This is a genomic window from Bacillus sp. C30, assembly GCF_040838255.1.
GTDB lineage: Bacteria > Bacillota > Bacilli > Bacillales > Bacillaceae_G > Bacillus_A > Bacillus_A mycoides.
This window is the reverse complement of the sequence record NZ_JBFPJH010000039.1, coordinates 1-22,360: the sequence shown is the minus strand read 5'-3', so window position 1 is coordinate 22,360 and position 22,360 is coordinate 1. Positions and strand designations below refer to the sequence as shown.

At 34.7% G+C, this 22,360-nt stretch carries 15 protein-coding genes and 3 pseudogenes; 9 read left to right on the top strand and 9 right to left on the bottom strand.

The window, feature by feature from the left end; translation table 11 throughout:
• Positions 1 to 108 precede the first annotated feature (108 nt).
• The 6 genes from AB3X49_RS07120 to AB3X49_RS07095 all read right to left on the bottom strand — a co-directional run bounded on the left by AB3X49_RS07120 (position 109) and on the right by AB3X49_RS07095 (position 12,018).
• Positions 109 to 7,725 carry a non-ribosomal peptide synthetase gene (locus AB3X49_RS07120; protein ID WP_367961212.1) on the bottom strand — a complete coding sequence of 2,539 codons (7,617 nt, stop codon included), beginning with the start codon at positions 7,723 to 7,725 and terminating at the stop codon, positions 109 to 111.
• A gap of 345 nt (positions 7,726 to 8,070) precedes the next feature.
• Entirely contained in the window at positions 8,071 to 9,456 is a 1,386-nt protein-coding gene (locus AB3X49_RS07115; RefSeq protein ID WP_367961210.1) for an alkaline phosphatase, read from the bottom strand.
• Between the two features lie 105 nt (positions 9,457 to 9,561).
• Positions 9,562 to 10,113, bottom strand: coding sequence for a hypothetical protein (locus AB3X49_RS07110; RefSeq protein ID WP_367961208.1), 552 nt, complete (start codon positions 10,111 to 10,113; stop codon positions 9,562 to 9,564).
• A 67-nt stretch (positions 10,114 to 10,180) separates the two neighbouring features.
• Positions 10,181 to 10,609, bottom strand: a complete 429-nt coding sequence (locus AB3X49_RS07105) for a hypothetical protein (RefSeq protein ID WP_367961206.1) — start codon at positions 10,607 to 10,609, stop codon at positions 10,181 to 10,183.
• Between the two features lie 320 nt (positions 10,610 to 10,929).
• On the bottom strand, positions 10,930 to 11,301 hold the full coding sequence (locus AB3X49_RS07100) for a hypothetical protein (RefSeq protein ID WP_367961204.1): 372 nt from the start codon (positions 11,299 to 11,301) through the stop codon (positions 10,930 to 10,932).
• A 174-nt stretch (positions 11,302 to 11,475) separates the two neighbouring features.
• A complete protein-coding gene (locus tag AB3X49_RS07095; RefSeq protein WP_483298768.1) occupies positions 11,476 to 12,018 on the bottom strand; it encodes a hypothetical protein in 543 nt (180 codons plus the stop codon).
• Between the two features lie 366 nt (positions 12,019 to 12,384).
• Between AB3X49_RS07095 and AB3X49_RS07090 the strand changes: the two genes are divergently transcribed.
• The 4 genes from AB3X49_RS07090 (at position 12,385) to AB3X49_RS07075 (ending at position 15,800) form a co-directional block, all read left to right on the top strand.
• The gene (locus AB3X49_RS07090) at positions 12,385 to 12,969 is read left to right on the top strand and encodes a type 2 periplasmic-binding domain-containing protein (protein WP_367961200.1); all 585 of its coding nucleotides are present in this window, start codon (positions 12,385 to 12,387) and stop codon (positions 12,967 to 12,969) included.
• Positions 12,969 to 13,655, top strand: coding sequence for a cupin domain-containing protein (locus AB3X49_RS07085; RefSeq protein WP_367961214.1), 687 nt, complete (start codon positions 12,969 to 12,971; stop codon positions 13,653 to 13,655). The genes AB3X49_RS07090 and AB3X49_RS07085 overlap by 1 nt, the downstream gene beginning before the upstream one ends.
• Positions 13,656 to 13,784: 129 nt before the next feature.
• A complete protein-coding gene (locus AB3X49_RS07080) occupies positions 13,785 to 14,549 on the top strand; it encodes a glucose 1-dehydrogenase (protein WP_367961198.1) in 765 nt (254 codons plus the stop codon).
• A gap of 66 nt (positions 14,550 to 14,615) precedes the next feature.
• Positions 14,616 to 15,800, top strand: a complete 1,185-nt coding sequence (locus tag AB3X49_RS07075) for an aminotransferase class I/II-fold pyridoxal phosphate-dependent enzyme (protein ID WP_367961196.1) — start codon at positions 14,616 to 14,618, stop codon at positions 15,798 to 15,800.
• A 108-nt stretch (positions 15,801 to 15,908) separates the two neighbouring features.
• Here the strand turns inward: AB3X49_RS07075 and AB3X49_RS07070 are convergent, their stop codons facing one another.
• Positions 15,909 to 16,691: an SDR family oxidoreductase gene (locus AB3X49_RS07070; protein WP_367961194.1), complete on the bottom strand. Its 783-nt coding sequence runs from the start codon at positions 16,689 to 16,691 to the stop codon at positions 15,909 to 15,911.
• 50 nt (positions 16,692 to 16,741) lie between these two features.
• A complete protein-coding gene (locus AB3X49_RS07065) occupies positions 16,742 to 17,194 on the bottom strand; it encodes an Lrp/AsnC family transcriptional regulator (protein ID WP_367961192.1) in 453 nt (150 codons plus the stop codon).
• Between the two features lie 319 nt (positions 17,195 to 17,513).
• On the opposite strand from AB3X49_RS07065, the gene AB3X49_RS07060 reads away from it, so the two are divergent.
• The 4 genes and pseudogenes from AB3X49_RS07060 to AB3X49_RS07045 form a co-directional block, all read left to right on the top strand.
• Positions 17,514 to 18,758 (top strand): MFS transporter, encoded by a 1,245-nt coding sequence (locus AB3X49_RS07060; protein WP_367961190.1) that lies wholly within the window; start codon positions 17,514 to 17,516, stop codon positions 18,756 to 18,758.
• A gap of 179 nt (positions 18,759 to 18,937) precedes the next feature.
• Positions 18,938 to 19,168 (top strand): annotated as a pseudogene (locus AB3X49_RS07055) (5'-nucleotidase, lipoprotein e(P4) family); the annotation flags it as partial.
• Positions 19,169 to 19,553: 385 nt separating this feature from the next.
• Positions 19,554 to 20,093: a spermidine N1-acetyltransferase gene (speG, locus tag AB3X49_RS07050; protein WP_367961188.1), complete on the top strand. Its 540-nt coding sequence runs from the start codon at positions 19,554 to 19,556 to the stop codon at positions 20,091 to 20,093.
• A gap of 211 nt (positions 20,094 to 20,304) precedes the next feature.
• A pseudogene (locus AB3X49_RS07045) lies at positions 20,305 to 20,985 on the top strand (endonuclease I family protein); the annotation flags it as partial.
• A gap of 87 nt (positions 20,986 to 21,072) precedes the next feature.
• Here the strand turns inward: AB3X49_RS07045 and AB3X49_RS07040 are convergent.
• Positions 21,073 to 21,549, bottom strand: a complete 477-nt coding sequence (locus tag AB3X49_RS07040) for a SpaA isopeptide-forming pilin-related protein (protein WP_367961184.1) — start codon at positions 21,547 to 21,549, stop codon at positions 21,073 to 21,075.
• 643 nt (positions 21,550 to 22,192) lie between these two features.
• Here AB3X49_RS07040 and AB3X49_RS07035 point away from each other — a divergent pair.
• A pseudogene (locus tag AB3X49_RS07035) lies at positions 22,193 to 22,360 on the top strand (carbonic anhydrase); the annotation flags it as partial.

Below are 22,360 nucleotides of genomic sequence, written 5' to 3'. Positions count from 1 at the left end.
ATGCAATACATATTTCAGAGTTGGTATAGAACCTCCCTGAAAGGTGCTCCTTTACGAACAAAAAATATCGTTCAACAAATCATTTTGTTCAAAAGCCAAACAAGTTTTTTATCTATTAATGGGTAAGTAGTGACAAACTTTTTTCGGAAAAAATCCCATCATTTCACCATAAGAAATTAATTTGGAAATCCATTCTTGATTCGGATGTTCACATGTTATATCCAATGCTTTTAAAAATTGTTCTGTATGCTGACAAGTTATGATAGCTGCTATATTTTTATCCGTTTCTTCTAATACAGGTATCAACATTTCTAACGCATGCATTTGTTCTTCCCTTAGCGTATGATTTGTAAATAGATTCATAAATTCAGTTCCTTTGACTACGTCAATCAAATAACCCGTCTTTTGTAAGTGTGAGATGAACTGTTTCCACTCTAATTGAATAGGATTACAAATATGGAACGTTTCTCCTTTACTTTGTTCTATGCATGCCAATTGTACAATTGCTTTACTTCCAAAATCGACAGGTACCAAATCAATGTAGGTTGAAAAGTCTGGCGCTTTTTGTAATAGTAAAAGAGCTTTTATCAAACGATAAAATGCATTGCCCTCTATATTTTGTTGGAATTTTCCATCTTGTGTACGACCTACTAAATTCCCTACTCGATATACGGTTGCTGATACGCCTTCTCTCATCGCTTTTCTAACTAATTTTTCGGCAAAAAATTTGCTTTCTACGTATACATTTTCTACTTGTTGTCCTCGGTCAAAATCTTGCTCTGAAAACACGAATTCGGCAGGATCACCTGTACGATATCCCGAAATACTGACAGTAGAAATATAATGAAAATGCGCTCCAGCCTTTTTACTCATTTGTAATAAATAGCGAGTAGATTCTACATTGACCTTTTGAAAATGTTCTCTATCTCCATAATGTCGAACATCTCCACCACAATGGATAATGGTATCGATATTACGAATTAATGTCTTTTGCATTTCTGCTGTCAGACCCACATGTTTTTCAATTAAATTGCCCTCTATCACCTGTACACGATGTTTCATTTGTTCTAGCGCCGTTTCATCAAAGTAAAATTGCATCTTTTCCATGACTCTCTGTTCAACTGATCCGGCATGTTGTGAACGAGCTAAACAATATACCGTTGTATGTGGTAAACATAATAACTGGTGTAAAATATGGGCACCTAAAAATCCTGTTACCCCAGTTAATAAAACACAGCGCGAATATTGTTTCGAAATCTGTAAAGGAATAGGCTGTTTACGAATTGCTTTTGGTTGCTGCATGCCATAATTTTCATTGCTACTCTGTTCATTTGTATTGGCCTCTATCGTCCTATGTTGTCTATCCTTTTCTATTTTCTCTGCTAATTTTTCGATTGTCCGATACTGGAAAAAATCTTGTATATGCAAAGTTGTAAAATATGGCTTGAGTTTGACTAAAGTCGGCATAATTTTTAAAGAATGGCCACCTAATGCAAAAAAGTCATCTTGTAATCCGATATGTTGTACCCCTAATATTTCCTCCCATACATTTGCTAGTATGGTTTGTGTCTCTGTAATCGGGCGTAAATAGTTTTTTTGTTTTCGATAATGTACAGGATATTGTTTCGTAAGCTTTACTACGTCGATTTTTCCATTTGGTGTAATAGGAATTTCCTTTACACATACATATCCTTTCGGCACCATGTATTCAGGAAGAAGACTTGATGTATGGTTATACATCTCTTCTATATCTATAGTTACTGTGTCAGCAATTGTAAAGTAAGCATGCAATTCCTGTTTTTCTTCCTGTAATAGTACAACAGCTTGTTGAATTCGTGGTTCTTTTATCAGGCAGTCTTCAATTTCACCTAACTCAATCCGATATCCTCTCAATTTCACTTGACGATCTCGGCGGCCCATATATTCCACATAGCCTTCTTGCGATAGACGTACCAGATCGCCGGTTTGATATAAACGAGCAGATGGATCTGTAGAAAAAGGATTCGATACAAAAGCTTGTTTCGTACGTTCGGGTTGATTATTGTACCCAATGGCGGTTCCCACACTTTCGATGTACAATTCTCCGATTACCCCTGTAGGACACAGTTGCATATTTTCATTTAAAATATAAATTTTTGTATTAGCAATTGGTTTTCCAATTGGTACATGAATCATATCACTGGATGCATGTTTGGAAATTAGATAATACAAAGAACTCACGGTTGTTTCTGTAGGACCATATTCGTTGACAAGCAATACCTTATCATTAAGCTTAGATTGCCAGTTTCGAATAGATTCCGCAGACGCAGCTTCTCCTCCCATACTCAGTACACGTAATGGTTGCAGCTGTTGTAATTGTACAGCGGACAACTCGGTTGCGAGCTGTTTAAAAAAGGCTGTTGCTACATCTGAAATGGTAATACGGTAGGTAGAAATAGCCTGACAATATGCTTGTATTGAGAAACGTTGTTCCTCATTGAGTAGATGTAATCTCGCTCCCGTTAATAAAGCAGAAAAGATTTCTGAAACAGATGAATCGAAACTATGTGAATAAAACTGTGAAAATACATCTTTCTCTGTTACCTGAAAAGTGCGAGAGCGCCATTCAACTAGATTCAGTACACCCTTATGCCTTAATAGTGTTCCTTTTGGTTTTCCCGTTGATCCGGATGTATAAATCATATAAGCTGTATCTTCTGCTATATTCGGGTTTAGAATATCTTGAACCATAGACGACTTGAATAAATTTTCAATCGAAACGATATGTCCTGGATAAAATGCTAGTTCCTCCTGCAGCTCCATTTTGGTTATAGTCACAGTTGTTTTACTGTCTTGTAAAATATACTGTATACGTTCAAGCGGATATTTCACATCAATTGGTACATAAGTAGCACCTGCTTTTAAAATTCCTAGCATAGCTATAATACTTTCTACACTTCGATGCAAGAAAATCGATACTCTATCACCTTTTTGTACCCCAAGGTCTATCAGACCATGGGCAACTTGATTGGAACGCTGATTAATCTCATAATACGTATATACCCTATCTTCCATAGCAATGGCAACAGCTTCGGGCCTTGCATGCACCTGTTTATAAAAACGTTCTTGTATAGAATGGTAAGAAGGCAAGGGTAAATCGGTATCATTCAATTGTTGATACAAAGCATGGTCTGTTTTAGGTAACATATCTAATTGCCCAAAAGATGTTGTAAAGTCTATTTGTAATACTTGCAATGTACGAACGAATTGTTTCATAAATCGTGAAATAGTTTCTCTTTCAAATAAATCTGTAGCATACTCAAAATGCAGATTTATTTCACCATCTATTTCTTCACATGCCAAAGATAAATCGAATTTACTTATATTTGTATTCACAGGATGTATCTGGTAACAATAAGGAGGTTGTTGTTGTATAGCATCTTGTTGATAACTAAACATGGTTGAAAAAATAGGATTCACATGTTTTCCTCGTTCGGGATTTACATCTTGAATGATTCGGTCAAATGGATAGCTTTGATACTGAAAAGCCAACAAACATTTTTCTTTTACTTTTTTACACAATGCTTCCATAGTAGAAGCACTTGCTGTATGTACACGAATGGCCACAGTGTTGACAAAAAATCCTTGGATATCTTCAAATGCCTCATGTTGCCTTCCTGTTACAGGTGTTCCCACTACAAGGTCCTGTTGCCCTGATACTTGTTGTAAAAAATGAATATAAGCAGAGAATAACAACATATATAAAGATATTTGCTCTTGTTGTGCCAGATGTTTCAATCCTGATACATCTGTCTTATTTAGTTTCGTAGAGAATATATCACCGCGATGTGACGCTATACTAGGACGAACTCTATCAAATGGTAAAACTAAAGAGGGTGGTGCATCTTGTAATTCCTGTTTCCAATATCTTTTTTCCTGTTCCCATGTACCTGCAGCGAGCTGTTTGTTTTGCCATGCGACGTAATCAATATATCTAATAGCTGGCTGGACAAAAGAAATCACCCCATGCTCAGATAACTCCTCATAGATAACAAATACCTCTTGTAAAAATCGTTGTAAGCTCCATTCATCCATAATAATGTGGTGGAAATTGATATATAACCAGGAACAATTCCTGTTCTCTGTAAATAACATGGTTCGGAATAGAGGTCCTTGTTCTAAATCAAATGAGGTATGATCGATTTTTTGTATAGATGCTAAACGATACGCCTCTTGTTGTTCTTTTTCAATAGGTTGTATATCGACTTCATGAACGATCAGATCCATCTCTTCTTGCACGCACTGCATCGGCTCTCCGTCTTTTTCTATAAATCTAGTTCGAAAGATATCATGCCTTCTCATCATTTCTTCTAAGGCTTGTTTCAATAAGGTTGCTTGTATTCCGGGTTGTATGTGCACTTGAATTGGGATATCATACATACGATATTCTGGGTGCTTTTTATATAAAAACCAGAGTCGTTGTTGTGCATGAGATAAGGGATAGCTTTCTTGCTCCGGCACTCTCATAACTGGATTCTTATGTTCTATGGGTCTTAATTTGTCTATATAAGCAGAACATGTATGAATGGTTCGGTATTTGTATAGATCTTTAAAAGTAATTTTTACATGTAATTGTGTCTCAATCCGATTTATTAGTTGTACTGTTAGTAATGAATGACCACCTATTGTGAAAAAATCATCCTCAATACTAATCGTTTTAGTCTTTTTTTGTAATACATCTCCCCAAATTTGTTGCAATTGTTTTTCTATATCTGTATGAGGGGGAACAAATATTTTATCCTGATTTACCAATTTAACATGGTATACTGCTAGTAAAGCTTTCTGGTCTATTTTCCCACTAGGTGTTACAGGGAAACTATCTACAGGTTGTATAGCATCTGGTATCATAAAATTAGGTAATGTCTTTGAAAGAAACTCTCGTAAATCTATTGTATTTATATTACTATTTTCTAGTTCCTTATAAAAAACAATTAACTTTTGAGGCTCATTCTCATTTTGGTATACCGTAACAACTACCTGCTGAATAGATGGATGTTGTAACAAACGTTCTTCAATTTCTTCTAGTTCAATCCGATATCCTCTTATTTTCACTTGTTTATCAATGCGTCCTAAAAATTCAATTTGGCCATCATATGTGAAACGTCCCTGGTCTCCACTTTTATATACCTTTGTTTCAGATGCATTTGGAATATGGATTTGTATAAATGTTTCTTTTGTTTTTTCAGGCTGATTAATGTACTTTGTTGCTAGGCTATTTCCACCAATATAAATTTCACCTGGTACATAAGGGGGACAACGTTTTCCATCTTTATTTAATACATAGATATTTGTATGAGATAACGGTTTTCCGATAGGTATATGTGTTTGTTTAGCATGTAATGGTTGTGTGACTGGATATGTAGTCGCGCACACCGTTATTTCTGTCGGACCATAGGCATTCACAACTGGAATGTCTAAACCTACCTTTGCTTGCCAGTTTCGAACCATTTCCGGTAAAAGCGTTTCTCCTCCCACAAATACATATTGTAATGATGCTAACAGTTCTAACTGCTGGGCAGATGCTTCGGTTAATGTATGAAAAAATACAGTTGGTAATAGACAGTAATGGATTTTCTGCTCATGTATGATTTCTATAAAATGATCAATCGATTTCCTTTCTATATCTGATAATAGATGTAATCTCCCACCCGTTAATAAACTACCATAGATTTCCCATACGGATGCATCGAATATAAAAGAAGCAAATTGCAGATGTACCTGTTGTTCTTGAAAACCATACTCTCCTTGTAACGAATGGATAAATTGCAGGACACTTTGATGTGAAATCAACACTCCTTTTGGATTACCTGTTGAACCAGAAGTATAAATAATATATGCCGCATCATATGTGGCGTGTTTACTCTGTAGTTGTTCCGTTACTATTTGTTTAGAGAGCGTTTCATACATGATAATAGACGTATTAGATGAAATGTGTGGCAGATTCGTCTTTTGATTCGTAATGATATGTGTCGATCCACTGTCTTGTAAAATGAAATGTATACGATCTATTGGGAACTCCGGGTCGATTGGTACATAAGTACCCCCTGCTTTTAACACGCCTATCATGGAAACAATAGCATCAATACTTCGATGCATGAGGATACTTACACGCTCTTGCTTCTGTAGTCCTTTTTGCAATAAAGCTTCTGCTACTCTATTGGACTGCATCTGCAATTCTTGATAGGTAAGACTTTGTTTTCCCATTGTCATTGCAATACCAGAAGGGTTTTCATTTGCTCGTTCATCAATAAGCTTATCTAATGTTTCCGAGACATTATAATTTACAGGACTTCCAGCATTTTTTTGGTAAAGTGCATAATCTTGCGGTAACAGTAAATCTATATCTTGCAAAGGTATAGTATGATTTATTATGAGCGTCTGCATAAGATGTTGAAACCTTTCTACAAATGTTTGAACATCTTTTTCAGTATATAACGCCGCATTATAGTCCAGCTCAAGATGTAACTGATTCTCTTCTGTTTGCATCATTCGCCATACCATATCAAATACGCCTACTCTTTTTTGATGAGTAATCACTTTTGTTTCTAACCCCTTCATGTGAAATGAAGGTAAATTCACCATATTAAATACAGTTGGATACAAATTTGAACTTATTTGTTCTTCCATCCTACTTAATTGATTCATCACATGTTGAATAGGATATTCCTTATGTACAAGCGCTTCTTGTACCAAAACATTAATTTTTTGAACAAGTTCTAGAAATGTATTTTCCGGTGAAAATTTTACACGAATGGGAACTGTATTTACAAAATAGCCAAATACGTCTTGTTCTTGGGTATTACGCTCTCTCATATTAATTGGCATTCCTACTATCAAATCAGTTTGATTTGTCATTTGATGTAATAAAACAATATATATACTCAGTAATGCGCGATACTTACTGATAGAATATTTTTTGAAGAAATCATGAACGGCACCATTGAGATTAAAATCAAGTATTGTTTGATAAGCTCCTTCCTTATACGAACCTTTCAAAGGTTTGGGCATGCTCGAAGGAAATTCACTCCAAGACAAAGGTCCTTCTAATTTTTCAGACCAATATGTCTCAGATTTAAAATAAGAATCTGTTCCAATGTAATTCTGCTGTTTATGTAATAAATTTTGATATACATCGATAGTTGAAAGCGGTTTTTCTTCATCTATTACGTTAGAAGCATACGCTTCTTCTAAGTTTTGTAAAAATAAACCTAAGCTCCATCCATCAAACATAATATGATGAAACACCATATGGAGCAAGTGTTCCTTTTGTTTTAACTTGAACAATTGAAAGCGAAATAAAGTATTTGATGCAAAATCAAACGGTGCATGAAGCACTTCTCGTAATTCATGGTCTAACATCAGACTTTTCTCTTCATCTCGATACGCACACCAATCGTAACATATCATTTTTACCTGTATGTCTTCTTTTATGATTTGCTTAGGACCTTTTGGTGTAGCGATAATATTCATCTGTAAGGCCACGTGCTGATTGACGATATACTGTAAAGCTTTTTGCAATCGATGAATGTCTAAAACTCCTTTTATCTGAATAGAAACCGGTTCATGATATAAGCCTGTTTTGTTATCCATTTCATGTGCAATCCATAATACTTTTTGATTTTCTGTGAGAGGGGATGGAACGTTATTTACCACTTGAGATTTTATTGCTTTTACAAATTGTTTCATATTTTTCCTCCAAAATAACATAAGAATATTTAGATATTTCATAAAAGACCTCTTCGAAAATTAATCGTTCAGTATCAAAATTCACAGTTATACATTCCATAAGTAAGATGCATTTGATGAACAGTACCTGATTTTGCCTGTGTTCTTCTCTGGTCAGTGGCATTTTCCCGAGAATTTTTTAGGGTTTTTCACAATTAATTACCATCCGGTTTTAATTTTCGAAGAGGCCTAAAGATTGAATACAATGATGATTTCATTGGCTTAATCATAAAATGTTTACTATAGACCACGAAGTAATACCATCTTTTTTTAAAAAAAGAGAGTCTAAGTTCCCCTTGTTCTTGGTTATTGTCTCTCTTTATTTGGATCACTACCACCGACAATAGCAAAGATACGTTTTGCTATATTTGTATTTTCTTGAACACCGAAGAATACATACTTACCTGGCCCAAATGCATATACATTCACATCTTCACCTGTATGTCCACCTGTCGTCCAACCTGTGACGGAACGCTTGTTGAACATGGATTCAATGGCATTATCAATCTTGGTCACATCCTTTGATGGCGCGACATCCTTTACAGTCTTTATTTCTTCGGGTGTTAATGGTAAATCAATATACGTGTTCAAGGTCTCTTCTACACTTGCGCCTTTTATAATCTCATTGGCCATAAAATCAGGTGTACGTTTTGCGGCTTTAATTGGTTCCACTTTAAAATTATACGCATCATTTGCCCCCACAGATAAACCACCAGTAGAGTGGTCTGCAGTTGCAACCACTAGTGTCTGCTTATCTTTTTTCGCAAACTCAATTACCGCTTTAAATGCTCTTTCAAAGTCTTCCATCTCACTCATGGCACCGACAATATCATTATCATGTCCAGCCCAGTCAATTTGGCTACCTTCCACCATTAAGAAGAACCCATTTTTATTTTTATTCAAACGTTCAATGGCTGCCTGTGTCATTTCTTCTAATGACGGCGTATTATCATCACGATCAATCATTTTATCTAATCCACTGGGTGCAAATAAACCAAGGATTTGGTCATTTTTATCCTGTAATAGTTGCTCTCGATTAGTTACATAACTATAACCAGACTGTTTAAACTCCTCTGTCAGATTACGATCTCCTCTTACAAAGTGTTTCATGCCACCGCCGAGCATAACATCCACTTTATGCTTCCCTTGCACTTTTTCATCAAAATAATCATTTGCTATGGCATCCATATTGTCGCGATGAATATCATGCGCCCCAAAAGCAGCTGGTGTCGCATGGGTAATTGGAGCAGTTGCGACTAGTCCTGTTGATTTCCCGTGTTCTTTTGCTTGCTCAAGAACTGTTTTCACTGCCGTTTTATCATTATCAACTGAGATTGCCGCATTATATGTCTTCACACCCGACGCCATTGCAGTCGCGGCTGATGCAGAATCTGTAATGTTTTCATGTTCATCTTCTGAATAAGTCTTTTGTGTGCCTACAAGGTATGTATCAAATGCAGTAGATTCCATTTCAAACGTTTTAGGATTATCTTTCATATAGCGGTGTGCTGTCATATAAGAAGGCCCCATACCATCTCCAATTAATACAATCACATTTTTAATCTTCGTATTACGGTTCTTTTCGTCTGCATTCACTTCACTAGAACGCGTAACATTCCAGGTTGCTACCGAAGTAACTACTAACGACGCCACAACTGCAAATGGCCAGGTCTTTTTTACAAAATTTCGCATGATTTTGTCCTCCTACATATAATTACTTTCACGTATTCGTCCTTTATGTCCTCAGAAAAACCGGGCATTTTTTGCCCGGTTTTGTAAAAATTATCTCCTGATTTTTTAAGAATGAATAGATGTTCCATCTGGAATCGTATGTTCCATCCATGCTGGCATGATAGGCATGTCCCACCTAAAGTTATATTTGTCCATTGCCGCAGGACTAGTAATCCATCTCTTGACAGTATTTCCATGGATATTTTTATCTAACAAGTACACTTTGGGGTTATTTTCAAATTTAACAAGACCTATATTACCATCAATTACTGTGCCGTTTGGCACACCGGATAATGTTAATAGTTCATGCACATTATCCCAATTTCGAAATAAACGATTATATACTTCTGGACTAGTAATTCCTCTTTTTGTTCCATTATCAATTAAATAGATAGTAGGATTTCCCACTTCTTTTACTCTCAAACCATTATATTGATTCAAGTTGTTCATTGTAAATTCATACTGAGTTGCATACGTCGTTTCTTGTTCTTGTGCAGAAGCTGCACTAATATTACCAAATAGTAAAGTAGAAATCATAGAAATTCCAAGTAGGCCCATCACACCTACCTTGCATATTGCTTTTTTTATACGTAAATCTCCCTGCGTATTTTGGTACATTTTAAAATATCATCGCGAGTACTCGTTCTACTTATCGATAAACGATTTGATGTTAGAGACAAAGGATTTAAGGTAACCAATAGGTCGTGGATGCTGTTCCTTGATATTGCTGATTTTTATCATAAAAATCAAATCGAAGTTCTTGTACATTCGGATATTTTATATATCGCATGTATTTATACATGTACCATCCTTTTAAATTGTTTGTATTTTTTATGAATAGGTCGTTCATTTTTTGGGGCAAAACCAATGGTCCTGGTGCATCCATTGCCCCTTCTGGAGCTAATCGAAGATAGACGGTATTATTTTTTTGAAAGACTTGTGTGATATCTAACCATTCTGATCCTGTGTATTGATATGCTGTAACTTGTCTGGAAGAATCTACGATACTTTCTCCTGTCGGTAACGCTGCCGCAGAACAGGGCGCCGCTATCATAAAACTACAACAAGCAAGAATACTAGGAATTAAAATAGATTGATTGTTTCGTAATTTCATCTTGTAAAACCCCTCCAATAAAGTGTTATATATGGCATATACAACCATACAATAATGGATTCTGATTTACTAGATTTCATAGGTTGAGAAATATCTTACTGAATGATCTGCGTACGAAACAGGGATAACGAGCATATTTCACTTTGATTAACAAATTTTCTACAAAAAGAAAAAACGCAATCCTTATGAAAGCGTTTCTTCTTTGCGTTTATTGTATGAACAACGGAAAGGGTTTCATGTCCACACTTATTTTACCACACATCATCGTCGACAAATATTGAGAAAGTTCTACATATATAATGGATAAACAGGAATACGCTTTATTCCATTGCAATCGCAACCGTACCGGTAGCAGAACAACCTGTTGAATACCCCTTATTACATTTTAAAACCAATAAATATTCCCCTTTCCCCCATTTAGGTAATCCCCCATTTATGCTCGTACCTTTTGGAAGCATTCCGCTTTTTAATATTGTCCCATCTTTAATAATCTCATATTGTACGGGATACTGACTATTTTTTTGATTGGATACTTCCCATCCAAAATAAGAATAGTTATCTAAATAATAAGGTTCTGAAAATATAGTTCGATCTGTAGGGTTTAAATTTACAAATCCTTGTGCGGATCCTGTATGAGCCATCATAAAAAAAGAGAGTGAAAACAGTGAAATCCATTTTGTTATTTTTTTCATCGATATGTACTCCTCTTGTATGTAGAATTTGTGTAAAGAAATTTGGAATCTCTATTTAGGACGGTACTAGTTTGGGATGTTCGCACCTGTAAAGAATTGTGGTTAACAGAATCATTGTCCCGTCCTATCTATACTTTTGTAACTTCGTAACCGGAACCATACATGATTTTTGTATTAATTTGCTTTTACAATAGCAGACGAAGCTTGATCATTCCATGTTCTTTCTCCATCTCCCATACTATAATCCGTTAAATTTAGATAATTACCATTGTTCGCTATCGCCAATGCACGACCTTGTGCATTACTATGCTCATAAATTGTTGTATAATTACCGAACTTATGTGTACGTATGGAAGAGATCTTATCATTACTAGCCGCATTAAAATTAGTTAAGATGACGGGATTTCTACCTGCATTTACATTGAATTGGGCGCCTTTTAAATTGATATCATGATAAAAGGTAGAATAAATTTGTGAAGATGATTGTAATGCTTTCGAAAAATTAGGTGCAATTGGATGTTCCTTTACATAAGATTCAAACTCTATTTTATTATCGAAGCTCACTATTGTAGCTTTTTCATTTCCTTCACCTGGTGTTATAACCTGATACGGCCGTGAAGAAGTATCAGCATACGCTGACGTATTAGATACACCAAATATCATTGTTCCAGTTAATAAAGCGATAGAAACTACACCCATAACACGTTTCAAGCTCATCACTCCCATAGATAGAATACTTACAACCGTATTGTACAATGGTCCTATTTCCATAGTAAGTCCTTAATTTATTTCTCAACAAGGCCTATAGCAACAATGGATTCATCCATAAATATATAAAGAGAAACAGATGCCCACTACCAGAGTCTAGATACAAGCGATGAGACCGAAGGAATTATAAGTTGGCCATATCTAATTTTGGATAGACAATTTTGAGGGCATCTGTCTTTTTTACACATACCATGAATAAAGATTTTTTCTCTAAAAACTAAGTATTATTTTAAAATTGTTGACAATAGTAAGATTGATATTTAGTATTCTATTCAGAATATTTAATATTTTCAAAAGAATGGTGTGGTGATAAATTTGATCATTTTAAAAAATGCCGCTGTACAATCCTCTGTATTTCATGTTGCAACCTTGGGCCCTCGTGGTACAAGTAGTGAATATGCCGCTAAATCTTTCATTCACACTTGTATTCCGAGTGTTCCTATAGACAATTATGTACATTTAATGGCAACATTTGAAGAATGCATGGATCAAGTCTTAGAAGGGCTCATGATGTATGCCATCGTTCCACATGCTTATGAGGGCATAAAAAATTTTTATATGCATCCTGATTTAGAATTATTTCAATTATTCAGGTGTGATACGCCAATGTATGGACTAGCTGTTAGACCAGGTTTTTATTTTGAAGATGAATTATTAGAGAGTCACACAATCGTGTCACATCCAGCTCCTATCAGTCTCCTGAAGTATTACACAGGAAAAGAAGCTGTTTTTAAAGAAGTAAGTTCTACTAGTATGGCAGCTGAGCTAGTTAGAGAAAAAGTTTATGATTTAGCTATTACAAATGAAATAGCTAGAGAACAAAACCAGCTCAAATTTATGTATACATTTAAAAGTATCCCTATGAGTTGGTCAGTATTTGGAAGGAGAGGATTCAATTGATAAGCACTGATAAAAAAAATTATAATGAATGTTTTCCAGAACCGATATTAAAAAAATGGGAGAATGGTGTAAGGCAATATTGTACGAAAAGAGGAAATACCGAAGTGCTTATTTCATATGTACCACCAGGATTAGATGTTCCTTTACATCAGCATCCCGAAGTGCAGTTAGGTATGGTGATATCAGGGGAACTCCTTATGCGTGTGGATAATGTGGAAAGAAAAATGTCCCCCTTAGATACCGCTTATATAGCACCACCTAATACTTTACATGGTGCAAAGAATTGCACCAATCAAGAAACAATTGCAATTGACATAAAACGTTACGATGAAAATGAAGTATACACGTTTCCTCCAGAATATTTTTTAAAGATCTATAAAAAAAGAGATTTACTTCCGGGTATGGAGGTTACATTTTTTGTTGAAAACTGGATAGAAATAATGATTGCAGCGATTCCTAAAAATGGTGGTGAAATGCCGAATCATAAACATAAAAATGAGCAAATTGGCATTTGTATAGATGGTATGTATGATATGACAATTGAAGATACGACTCATTCTATGAGTTTTGGAAGTTCCTATTTTTGTAACCCTCGTGAATCGCATAGTGCCATAAACAATTCGACCGTAGATTCGCAATCTATCAACATATTTTTACCACCAAGATATAATCGACTTAAAAAATAATGGGTATTTTGAGCATAATTATTATAGCTCCATTTACAAGAGGCATATGGTTTGCATAAAAAAATGGGGGTTTCTTTTTCAAATATAAGGTACATAGATAGAATCTCTGGAGGGAAGGTGGCATCATATATGCAAGATTTAAAGGCGAAAGTAGTGATTATAACGGGTGGGGCTTCGGGAATAGGATTAGAAACTGCAAAAGCTTTTTTAACATTGGGTGCGAAAGTAGTGATTGCGGATATAGATGAACAGAATGGTAATCAAGCTATTTTAAAACATAACAATGACAACCTTTTCTTTATCCATACCGATATGACAAAAGAAAAAGATTGTGAGAAATTAATTACTACAACATTAGAGCGCTTTGGAGATCTTCATGTTTTTATAAATAATGCTGGAATCGAAATTGGAGGAGCGATTCATGAAATGGATCTTTCTGATTGGAATCGACTTATGAATATAAATCTAAATGGTGTATTTTTAGGAAGTAAACATGCTCTACGGTATATGGTTACAAGAAAAAGAGGAGCGATTATTAATACATGTTCCGTTAGCGGTCTTGTTGCATGGCCAAATATTGCTGCATATAACGCTAGTAAAGGCGGTGTCTTACAACTAACAAAATCATTAGCGGTTGATTATGCAAAATATAATATTCGGGTAAATTGTGTTTGTCCTGGAATTATTGATACGCCACTGAACCAAAAATCTTTTGCAGTAAATCATAAAGAAGATATAGAAAGTGTACGAATACAAAAAGAAAAATTAAGTCCTTTAGGTCGCTTAGGTACAGCGAAAGAGGTTGCCAATACCATGACATTCCTTGCATCCGATCATGCTAGTTATATTACGGGAAGTGCCTTGACTGTCGACGGTGGATATACAGCTCAGTAGTTTATATACACTCTTTCGTTGTTAGCATTGCTATTTTACAGAAATAGAGAACATAGGAGTTAAAATATGAAAATTACACATTCTTCAAATGCGCGTAAGCGACTACCAAAACAGGAGTTTTTGATGATAAGTACTAGGGTTTCGACGTTAACAGAACAAGGGATTGATGTCATCAATTTAAGTCAGGGGAACCCGGATCTCCCTACACCATTCCATATAGTAGAATCATTAAGAAAGGCTGCTCTTAATCCCATGCATCATAAATATCCCCCTTTTAGGGGACATCATTTTTTAAAAGAAGCCATTAGTGAATTTTACAAAAGAGAATATAATGTCTCTCTTGACCCAAATCATGAAATTGCAATATGTAATGGTGGAAAAGCAGCGTTGTATACGATTAGTCAATGTTTATTAGAGGAAGGTGATATCGCATTAATACCTGATCCTGGTTATCCAGAGTATTTATCAGGTATTCTTATGGCAAAGGCAGCACCTCATTATTTCAATTTGCAAGAATCCAATGGATATCTTCCGGTCTATAACGAATTAAACCGGGAGATATGCAAAAAAGCCAAAATCATGTATTTAAATTATCCTAGCAATCCAACAGGGGCTAGTGCCAATTTGGAATTTTTTGAGGAAACTGTAGCTTTTGCAGAAAAACATAATATTAAAGTAATTCACGATTTTGCATATGGAGGGTTAGGATTAACGGGGGATAAACCAGTTAGTTTTTTACAAGCAACAGGAGCTAGTCATTCTGGCATTGAACTGTATACTATGTCTAAATCGTATAATATGGCTGGCTGGAGAGTAGCTTTTGCGGTAGGGAATAAGCATATTATTCAAGCTATTAACGAATTTCAAGATCACGTTTTTGTCAGTCTTTTTGGAGCTATTCAGGAAGCAACGCAGACAGCTTTGTTAGAGAGTCAAGTATGTTTACAACATTTAAATAGTATTTATCAAAAAAGAATAGACTACTTTATAAACAGATGTAAAAATGAATTGAATTGGAATATAAAAAAGCCTACAGGCTCTTTTTATATATGGGCACCTATTCCTAAAAACTTTACTTCTTACAGCTTCACACAATATTTATTGGAGAACACGCATGTCGCTGTAACGCCTGGAGAAATTTTCGGAAAAAATGGTGCAAATTTCATAAGAATCTCTATGGTTGCTGATATCAGTAAATTAGATACTTTTATAAAAAGAATAAAAGCATTACATTTAGTTTTCGATTCCTAAATCATAATTTTATTCCCTAAGCCCTGGAACTAGATGTGGAATATTCAGAAAAAGAAGAAGTGTTTCTACCTTCTTCTTTTTTATGGATTACTTATCCTCTTGATACACCTAGATACTTCGTATAGAGCCACCATCTACTGAGATTTGTTGACCTGTTATATACGAAGCATCTTCCGAAACCAAATATATAATTAAGGATGCGAGTTCTTTTGGCAATCCGACTCGATGCATGGGAATATGATTCAATACCTCTTGTGTCGCTCTTTCCTCACTTATATTTTTATTTTCCATCATACTATTTATATACCCTGTATATCGATTCGTCTCTATAAAACCTGGATTTATACAATTGACTGTAATCCCTTCGGGTGCTAAAGCTGTTGAAATATTTTTACTAGCATTAATAATAGCCGCATTAATCAATCCGTTTGTAAACATATTCTCTTTAGGTTCTTTCCACAGATTTCCTACAATATTTACAATTCTACCATGCTGATGGATCTTCATCATATCAAAGGCTTTTCTCATGCAATCTATATACGTTATGGCTTTATTTGAAAAGTTTTCTATTATCTCTCCATTATTGCTATGAAAGAATGAATCTGGTTTTCCTCCTGGAACGTTATTAATTAAGACGTCCAAGCGGCCATAGCTATCCATGACTTCTTTAAACAATTGATTGCGAGTTTTTTCTACATGTATATCACCTACAACTCCCCTGTATGTATTTGCTGGAAACATGGAATGTAATTCTTCCAGAATCAATTCTATATGTACTGGATTTCGAGAATTAACTACAACCTGATACCCTTCACGGGCCAAGCACATTGCCACAGCTTTTCCTATGCCTTGACTTCCTCCCATTACAACTGCAACTTTGTTTTTTACCATCTATATGACCTCCAATATACTATATAGCCCTAAAAATCCCTTGAAATTGATTAGTATTCATTGCATATTCTAAGAATTTTCGGGTTAGTGCTTATTTCAGAAAGAACAACATAGGTTACGGTATTCGTCCATTCGGAAATAGAATCTATAAATATTTCAATCTCTTCCAGATTGCGAATTGTAATCTTCGCCATGTAGCAAAATTCTCCAGAAATTCGATAGCAACAGTCAATCCTTGTATCATTTTCTATCCATCGTTTAAAGCGTTCATAATTTCCACTTTTAATCGTTATATTTATGATTGCTTCCATTGAAAAACCTAATTTTTTGTAATTAATTTTAGTTGTATACCCCTCAATAATCCCATTATGCTCCATATTTCGTATTCTTTCTGTTACAGATGGAGCAGATAAGTTAACTTTTCTGGCTAACTCCCTCATTGAAAGACGAGGATCCTTGACCAACAATTCTAAAATTTTAAAATTGATTTGATCATTTTTCAATATTATATAATCCCTCCCGAAATATATTCAACTGAAATATATACATCAAAACATAATTTCAATTGAAATGGTAATACACTACATTTTAATTTATTATGGAATGAAAGGAAAGTTTTTCATGCTTCTAATTTATACAATGGAGGGGGGCTTCGTTTCAAGTATCAAAGAAAAGTGCATCTAGCTAGGTAAAAAAATCAATTTTTAAAGGAGAGGAGCATCAAAAATATACCGAATTTTAATAACATTCAGTATATATTCAAACTGAAAACATACACTATATGCATTCCATTTTACATATATTAAGGGAGGTTTTAAAAATTTGTCTCTTCAAAAATTAGAAAGTCAATCCAAAGATATCAGTTCATTTCCTGTATTAACCGTTATTGCACTTGTTTTAGGTATTTTTTTAGCTGGTTCTGAAGAACTTATTGTTTCGCCACTATTACCTGATTTATCTCTAAGTTTTAATTCGACTATAGATATAGTAGGATTATCCGTCAGTATTTATGGCTTATCCATTATTTTAGGGGCGACCTTATTAACTCCAATTGGTGATAGATTTTCACGTCGAATCAATATGTTAATTGGACTACTAATCTTTACATTCGGTACAACTCTATGTGTCATAGCACCCCATTTAATGATATTTTTTATCGGTCGTGCACTTTGTGGATTAGCAGCTGGAGCTTTTGTCCCTACTGCCTATGCTTTTGTAGCAGACCAAATTCCTTATAAACATCGTAGTAAGGTGATGGGTCTCATTGTTTCAAGCTGGTCATTATCTTTAATCCTAGGAGTTCCAATGGGGGCATTTATAGGCCAATGGTTAAACTGGAGGTGGACATTCGCTCTTTTTAGTTTGTTGGGAGTTTTTGTGTCAATCCTTATCATCATAGATATATTGCGTCATATAGGAGTTGATAAACCATCCTCCCTACATGTCAAACAAAAAGATTCTTTTCTCACTTCTTACTATAAAGCTTTTACGAGTCAAAATGTTCCTTTACTCATTGGAATTACGTTTTGTAACATGATAGGGTTTTATGGGATGTATACGTATTTAGGAAGCTACCTCCGGTCTGTTTTTTCATCGGATCAATCAGTGGCAGGAACCTTAATTATCATTTATGGTTTAGGATTTGCTACAAGTAGTATCTCTGGAAAATATGCCGATCGAATTGGTAAAGAAATTTCATTAGTGGGGACCATGCTAGTTATGGCAGTATTAATAGGCGTACTGCCATACGCTACTTATTTTATGTTGCCTCTTATATTTTGTTTATTTTTATGGGGCATGTTCCAAAGCTTAACCGTTACTCTATTAAGTACCATGTTAAGTGAATGTTCTTCCCAGTATAGAGGCCGTATTTTAGCAATGTATACTTTAGCTACAAATTTAGCCGTCACATTAGGAGCTGCTTTTCTGGGCCCTGTATATTCTAACTATGGATACCATAACGTAAGTTTAATTTGTGCCATATTAACTTTTATTGGATTTTTAGTCAGCTTATTTATTTGCAAATACAAAATTAAGGATACTGAATACATTTCTAACGAGGATTGAAAAAATATTGCATATCGGCATTTTGGGACTTTGTGTAGCAATAATTATTATGGAGAATTTCCTCATAGGTGGAACAATCATTACATGCATTGTATACTATCTGGAATTGAAAGACTGATTTTCTCAATACCCATATATGATATTGCTTGTACAATAAAAGGTGTTAAGAGATTGTACCCTTTGGAGATAATTTATCTGATTTTACGGGATTTGATGAGAAATCTGTACAAGATAGAAATCAATCGGTCGAAGAAATGCACGAAGCATTTGTAGAAAAGTTTATTGTGTTCCCGAATCCGATGTATAGGGATTCGGATCCCTCTTTATATCAATACGATTTCAAAAAGTCAGATGCTGAAAAAGACAAACTCCGTAAAGATGCATTGCGTGTATTTGAAGATGTGAAATAGCGGACCCCCTCAGAAAAAATAGAAGGATGTTGACTATGCTATTATATAAACTATGGTAAGCTGTCATTTGTAAGATTTAGTGAATTCGCTCAATCTTTTTTCAAACTTTCTATCCGTCCATTGACATCCGCGTGGATGAGATTGCAAAATGTAGCGAGTACCCAATTCTCGTCAAGGGGATTGATAGCGGAATATTTATATAGCAACTATATCGGACTTACTTATCTTTATTTTCAAACAAACGTTTGATTCGCTACAATTCGTCATCAGCATTGAGTATTCTATCTTTAATTAGAGAGACTATCCTATACTTATGAAAATCTGTTGTATAAAAGGTGTATCAAAAAAATCCTGGAATCGAGAGAATAAGAAAAGAGTGTTGTAAATGAAAAATGATTTTAAGCTAAGGCCATTGGAACGAGAAGACTTAAAATTTGTACATAGCCTAACGAACAATGCGAATATTATGTCTTATTGGTTTGAAGAACCGTATGAAGCATTTGTTGAATTACAAGATTTGTATGATAAACATATTCATGATCAAAGTGAACGCCGTTTTATTGTGGAGAAAAATACAGTTATGATTGGATTAGTTGAATTAGTAGAGATTGATTACATTCATAGACGAGCAGAATTTCAAATTATTATTGATCCCCACTATCAAGGCAATGGCTATGCAAGGGAGACCACCTGTTTAGCTATGCATTATGCTTTTTCTGTACTCAATTTGCACAAGCTTTATTTAGTTGTAAACACAACCAATGAAAAAGCTATTCATATTTATAAAAAGGTTGGTTTTTCTATAGAAGGGGAATTACAGGATGAATTTTTTGTAGACGGCCAGTACCACAACGCAATCCGAATGTGTATGTTTCAAAAGGATTTTTTAGAACAACTTCAAGAAAGAGCAGTCCATTATCAGTAGCAACATTCTATTGAACATGTTTGAAAAAATACAAATATAAATGAGAGGTTTATCTATGATTATCCGAAAAATAGCTATTTTGATCTTCTTGTCCTGTATATTGTTTGCCCCTTCTAAGTCATTTGCAGAAAACATAGGTAAAACACATGAACGTCTTGAATTGTTCGAATATTCTTTTTATAATGCGAATAAAAAGGAAATTACAGAAAGTTATTATCGGAATGCGTTTGGAAAAAACGGTGTAATGCTAAAGAAAGAACTTCATAATAGTATTGATAATCATAAAAAGCTATCCTACAATGCTCTATGGGAAGCACTACGTGATACAGATGAAGACCCAAATGATAGAAATAATGTTATTCTGTTATACACAGGGCGCTCACAGGGGAAAAATACGAATGGATCTCATGTAGATAACTGGAATCGCGAGCACGTATGGGCAAAATCTCATGGTAATTTCGGGACTTCTCCAGGACCTGGAACGGATCTTCATCATATAAGAGCAACCGATGTATCTGTAAACAGTTCACGCGGCAATTTAGATTTTGATAATGGGGGGACTTCTCATTTAGAAGCAACAGAATGTAAATATGATAGTGACTCTTGGGAACCTCGTGATAATGTAAAAGGAGATATTGCTAGAATGTTATTTTATATGGCTGTTCGGTATGAAGGAGACAATGGAGAAATTGATCTAGAACTAAATGATAGAGTGAACAACGATACGTCTCCTTATATGGGACGAATATCGGTCTTATTACAATGGCATGAACAGGATCCCGTGGATAATTTTGAACGAAGGCGTAATGAGCTTATTTATACAAAATATCAACAGAATCGGAACCCATTTATTGATCATCCTGAATGGGTACAGCAAATTTGGAGCTCATAAATAGACTCATACTAAAATATTTACATAATCGCTAGTACGTTAAAACCCTTTGAAAAACTGAAATCGTTTTTCAAAGGGTTTTGTTTTTTAATATAATGTGAACATATTATACACGGTATGCTGATAGGTTTCTCCATTTGTTTTAAAAGATCCAGAAAACGTTCTTGTCTCCGGTACATATCTTCCCCCATTTGTTTCTGGATATACGGATGTTTGTTTACAGGAAAAAGAAAGATTCAAAGGGAGTTGAAACGAAACTTTTCCATTTTTATCTGTTCGTTTCTTTGCGTACTCTGTATTGTCTTTTTTATTATAAATTGTAAATTCTACATCTGCTAAATTGTTTCCAGGATAATACTTAAATCCCCCAGGCTCACTATGATCATATTTCCATTCCATGGCTGTCAATGTAATTTCTAATGTTCCCACTTCATTTCTTTGTGTTTGTAGAGATGGTTCACTAGCTGCTTGTACATGCTGCGGTGCCGCTGTACTAAACAAAATTGCGCCTGTTACAAAAGGTACAGCTAGAAATCGAATTGCATATTTTACTGTTTTGTTCATTCTATTTCCTCCTCAATATATGAAATGGATTGTTCCTAACAAACATCCATTGTTCTCACTTTGTCTCTCTCGTAACAATTCAAAGTTTTATGTAAAACATATATCATTATGATAGATTCACCTTTCATTCTTTTCTGTTTCACCATGTATCGACTATATATAGGCATTATATTCTTAAGTGCATGCAACTTAAATTCTTTATTAACGATATTTTAGTTACATCATAAATAAATTTCATATGACATACAAGGTGCTATCTATATTTCTCAACCTATGCATATTACGAATCAGAAAAAATGTCTCCCTGTGTAGAACAATTAGAAATCGAAACAACGTAGATGAATGGTGATTTTATGATACTTATTTTACCTAAGGAGCTGTTTGTTACTTTTCCTGTTTATGTCCTTAACATGACACGCAGATAAGAATCAGAAAAAAGAATTTCAGATTTTGTATGAAACATACAGAATATAAGAATATATTTCTCATGTTTTAGGTTATTGACACCAAAATTTATTCTCTCTAGACTAAACATAAGATCACATCCGAATCCGTATCAAAAGCTTACCAATATAGAAAATTGGCAAGCTTTTTTTATTCCAGCCTGTTCATGTAATCATACATATAAGGGAGGCGTTACCAAGTGACATTGCTAGAAAACATCTTGACGTATAATGAAACATTTGTACAAAAACAAGAATACGAACCTTTTTCTACAACCAAATTTCCAAATAAAAAATTATTGATTGTAACCTGCATGGATACCAGGTTGTTAACATTGTTACCACAGGCATTGGGCTTACAAAATGGG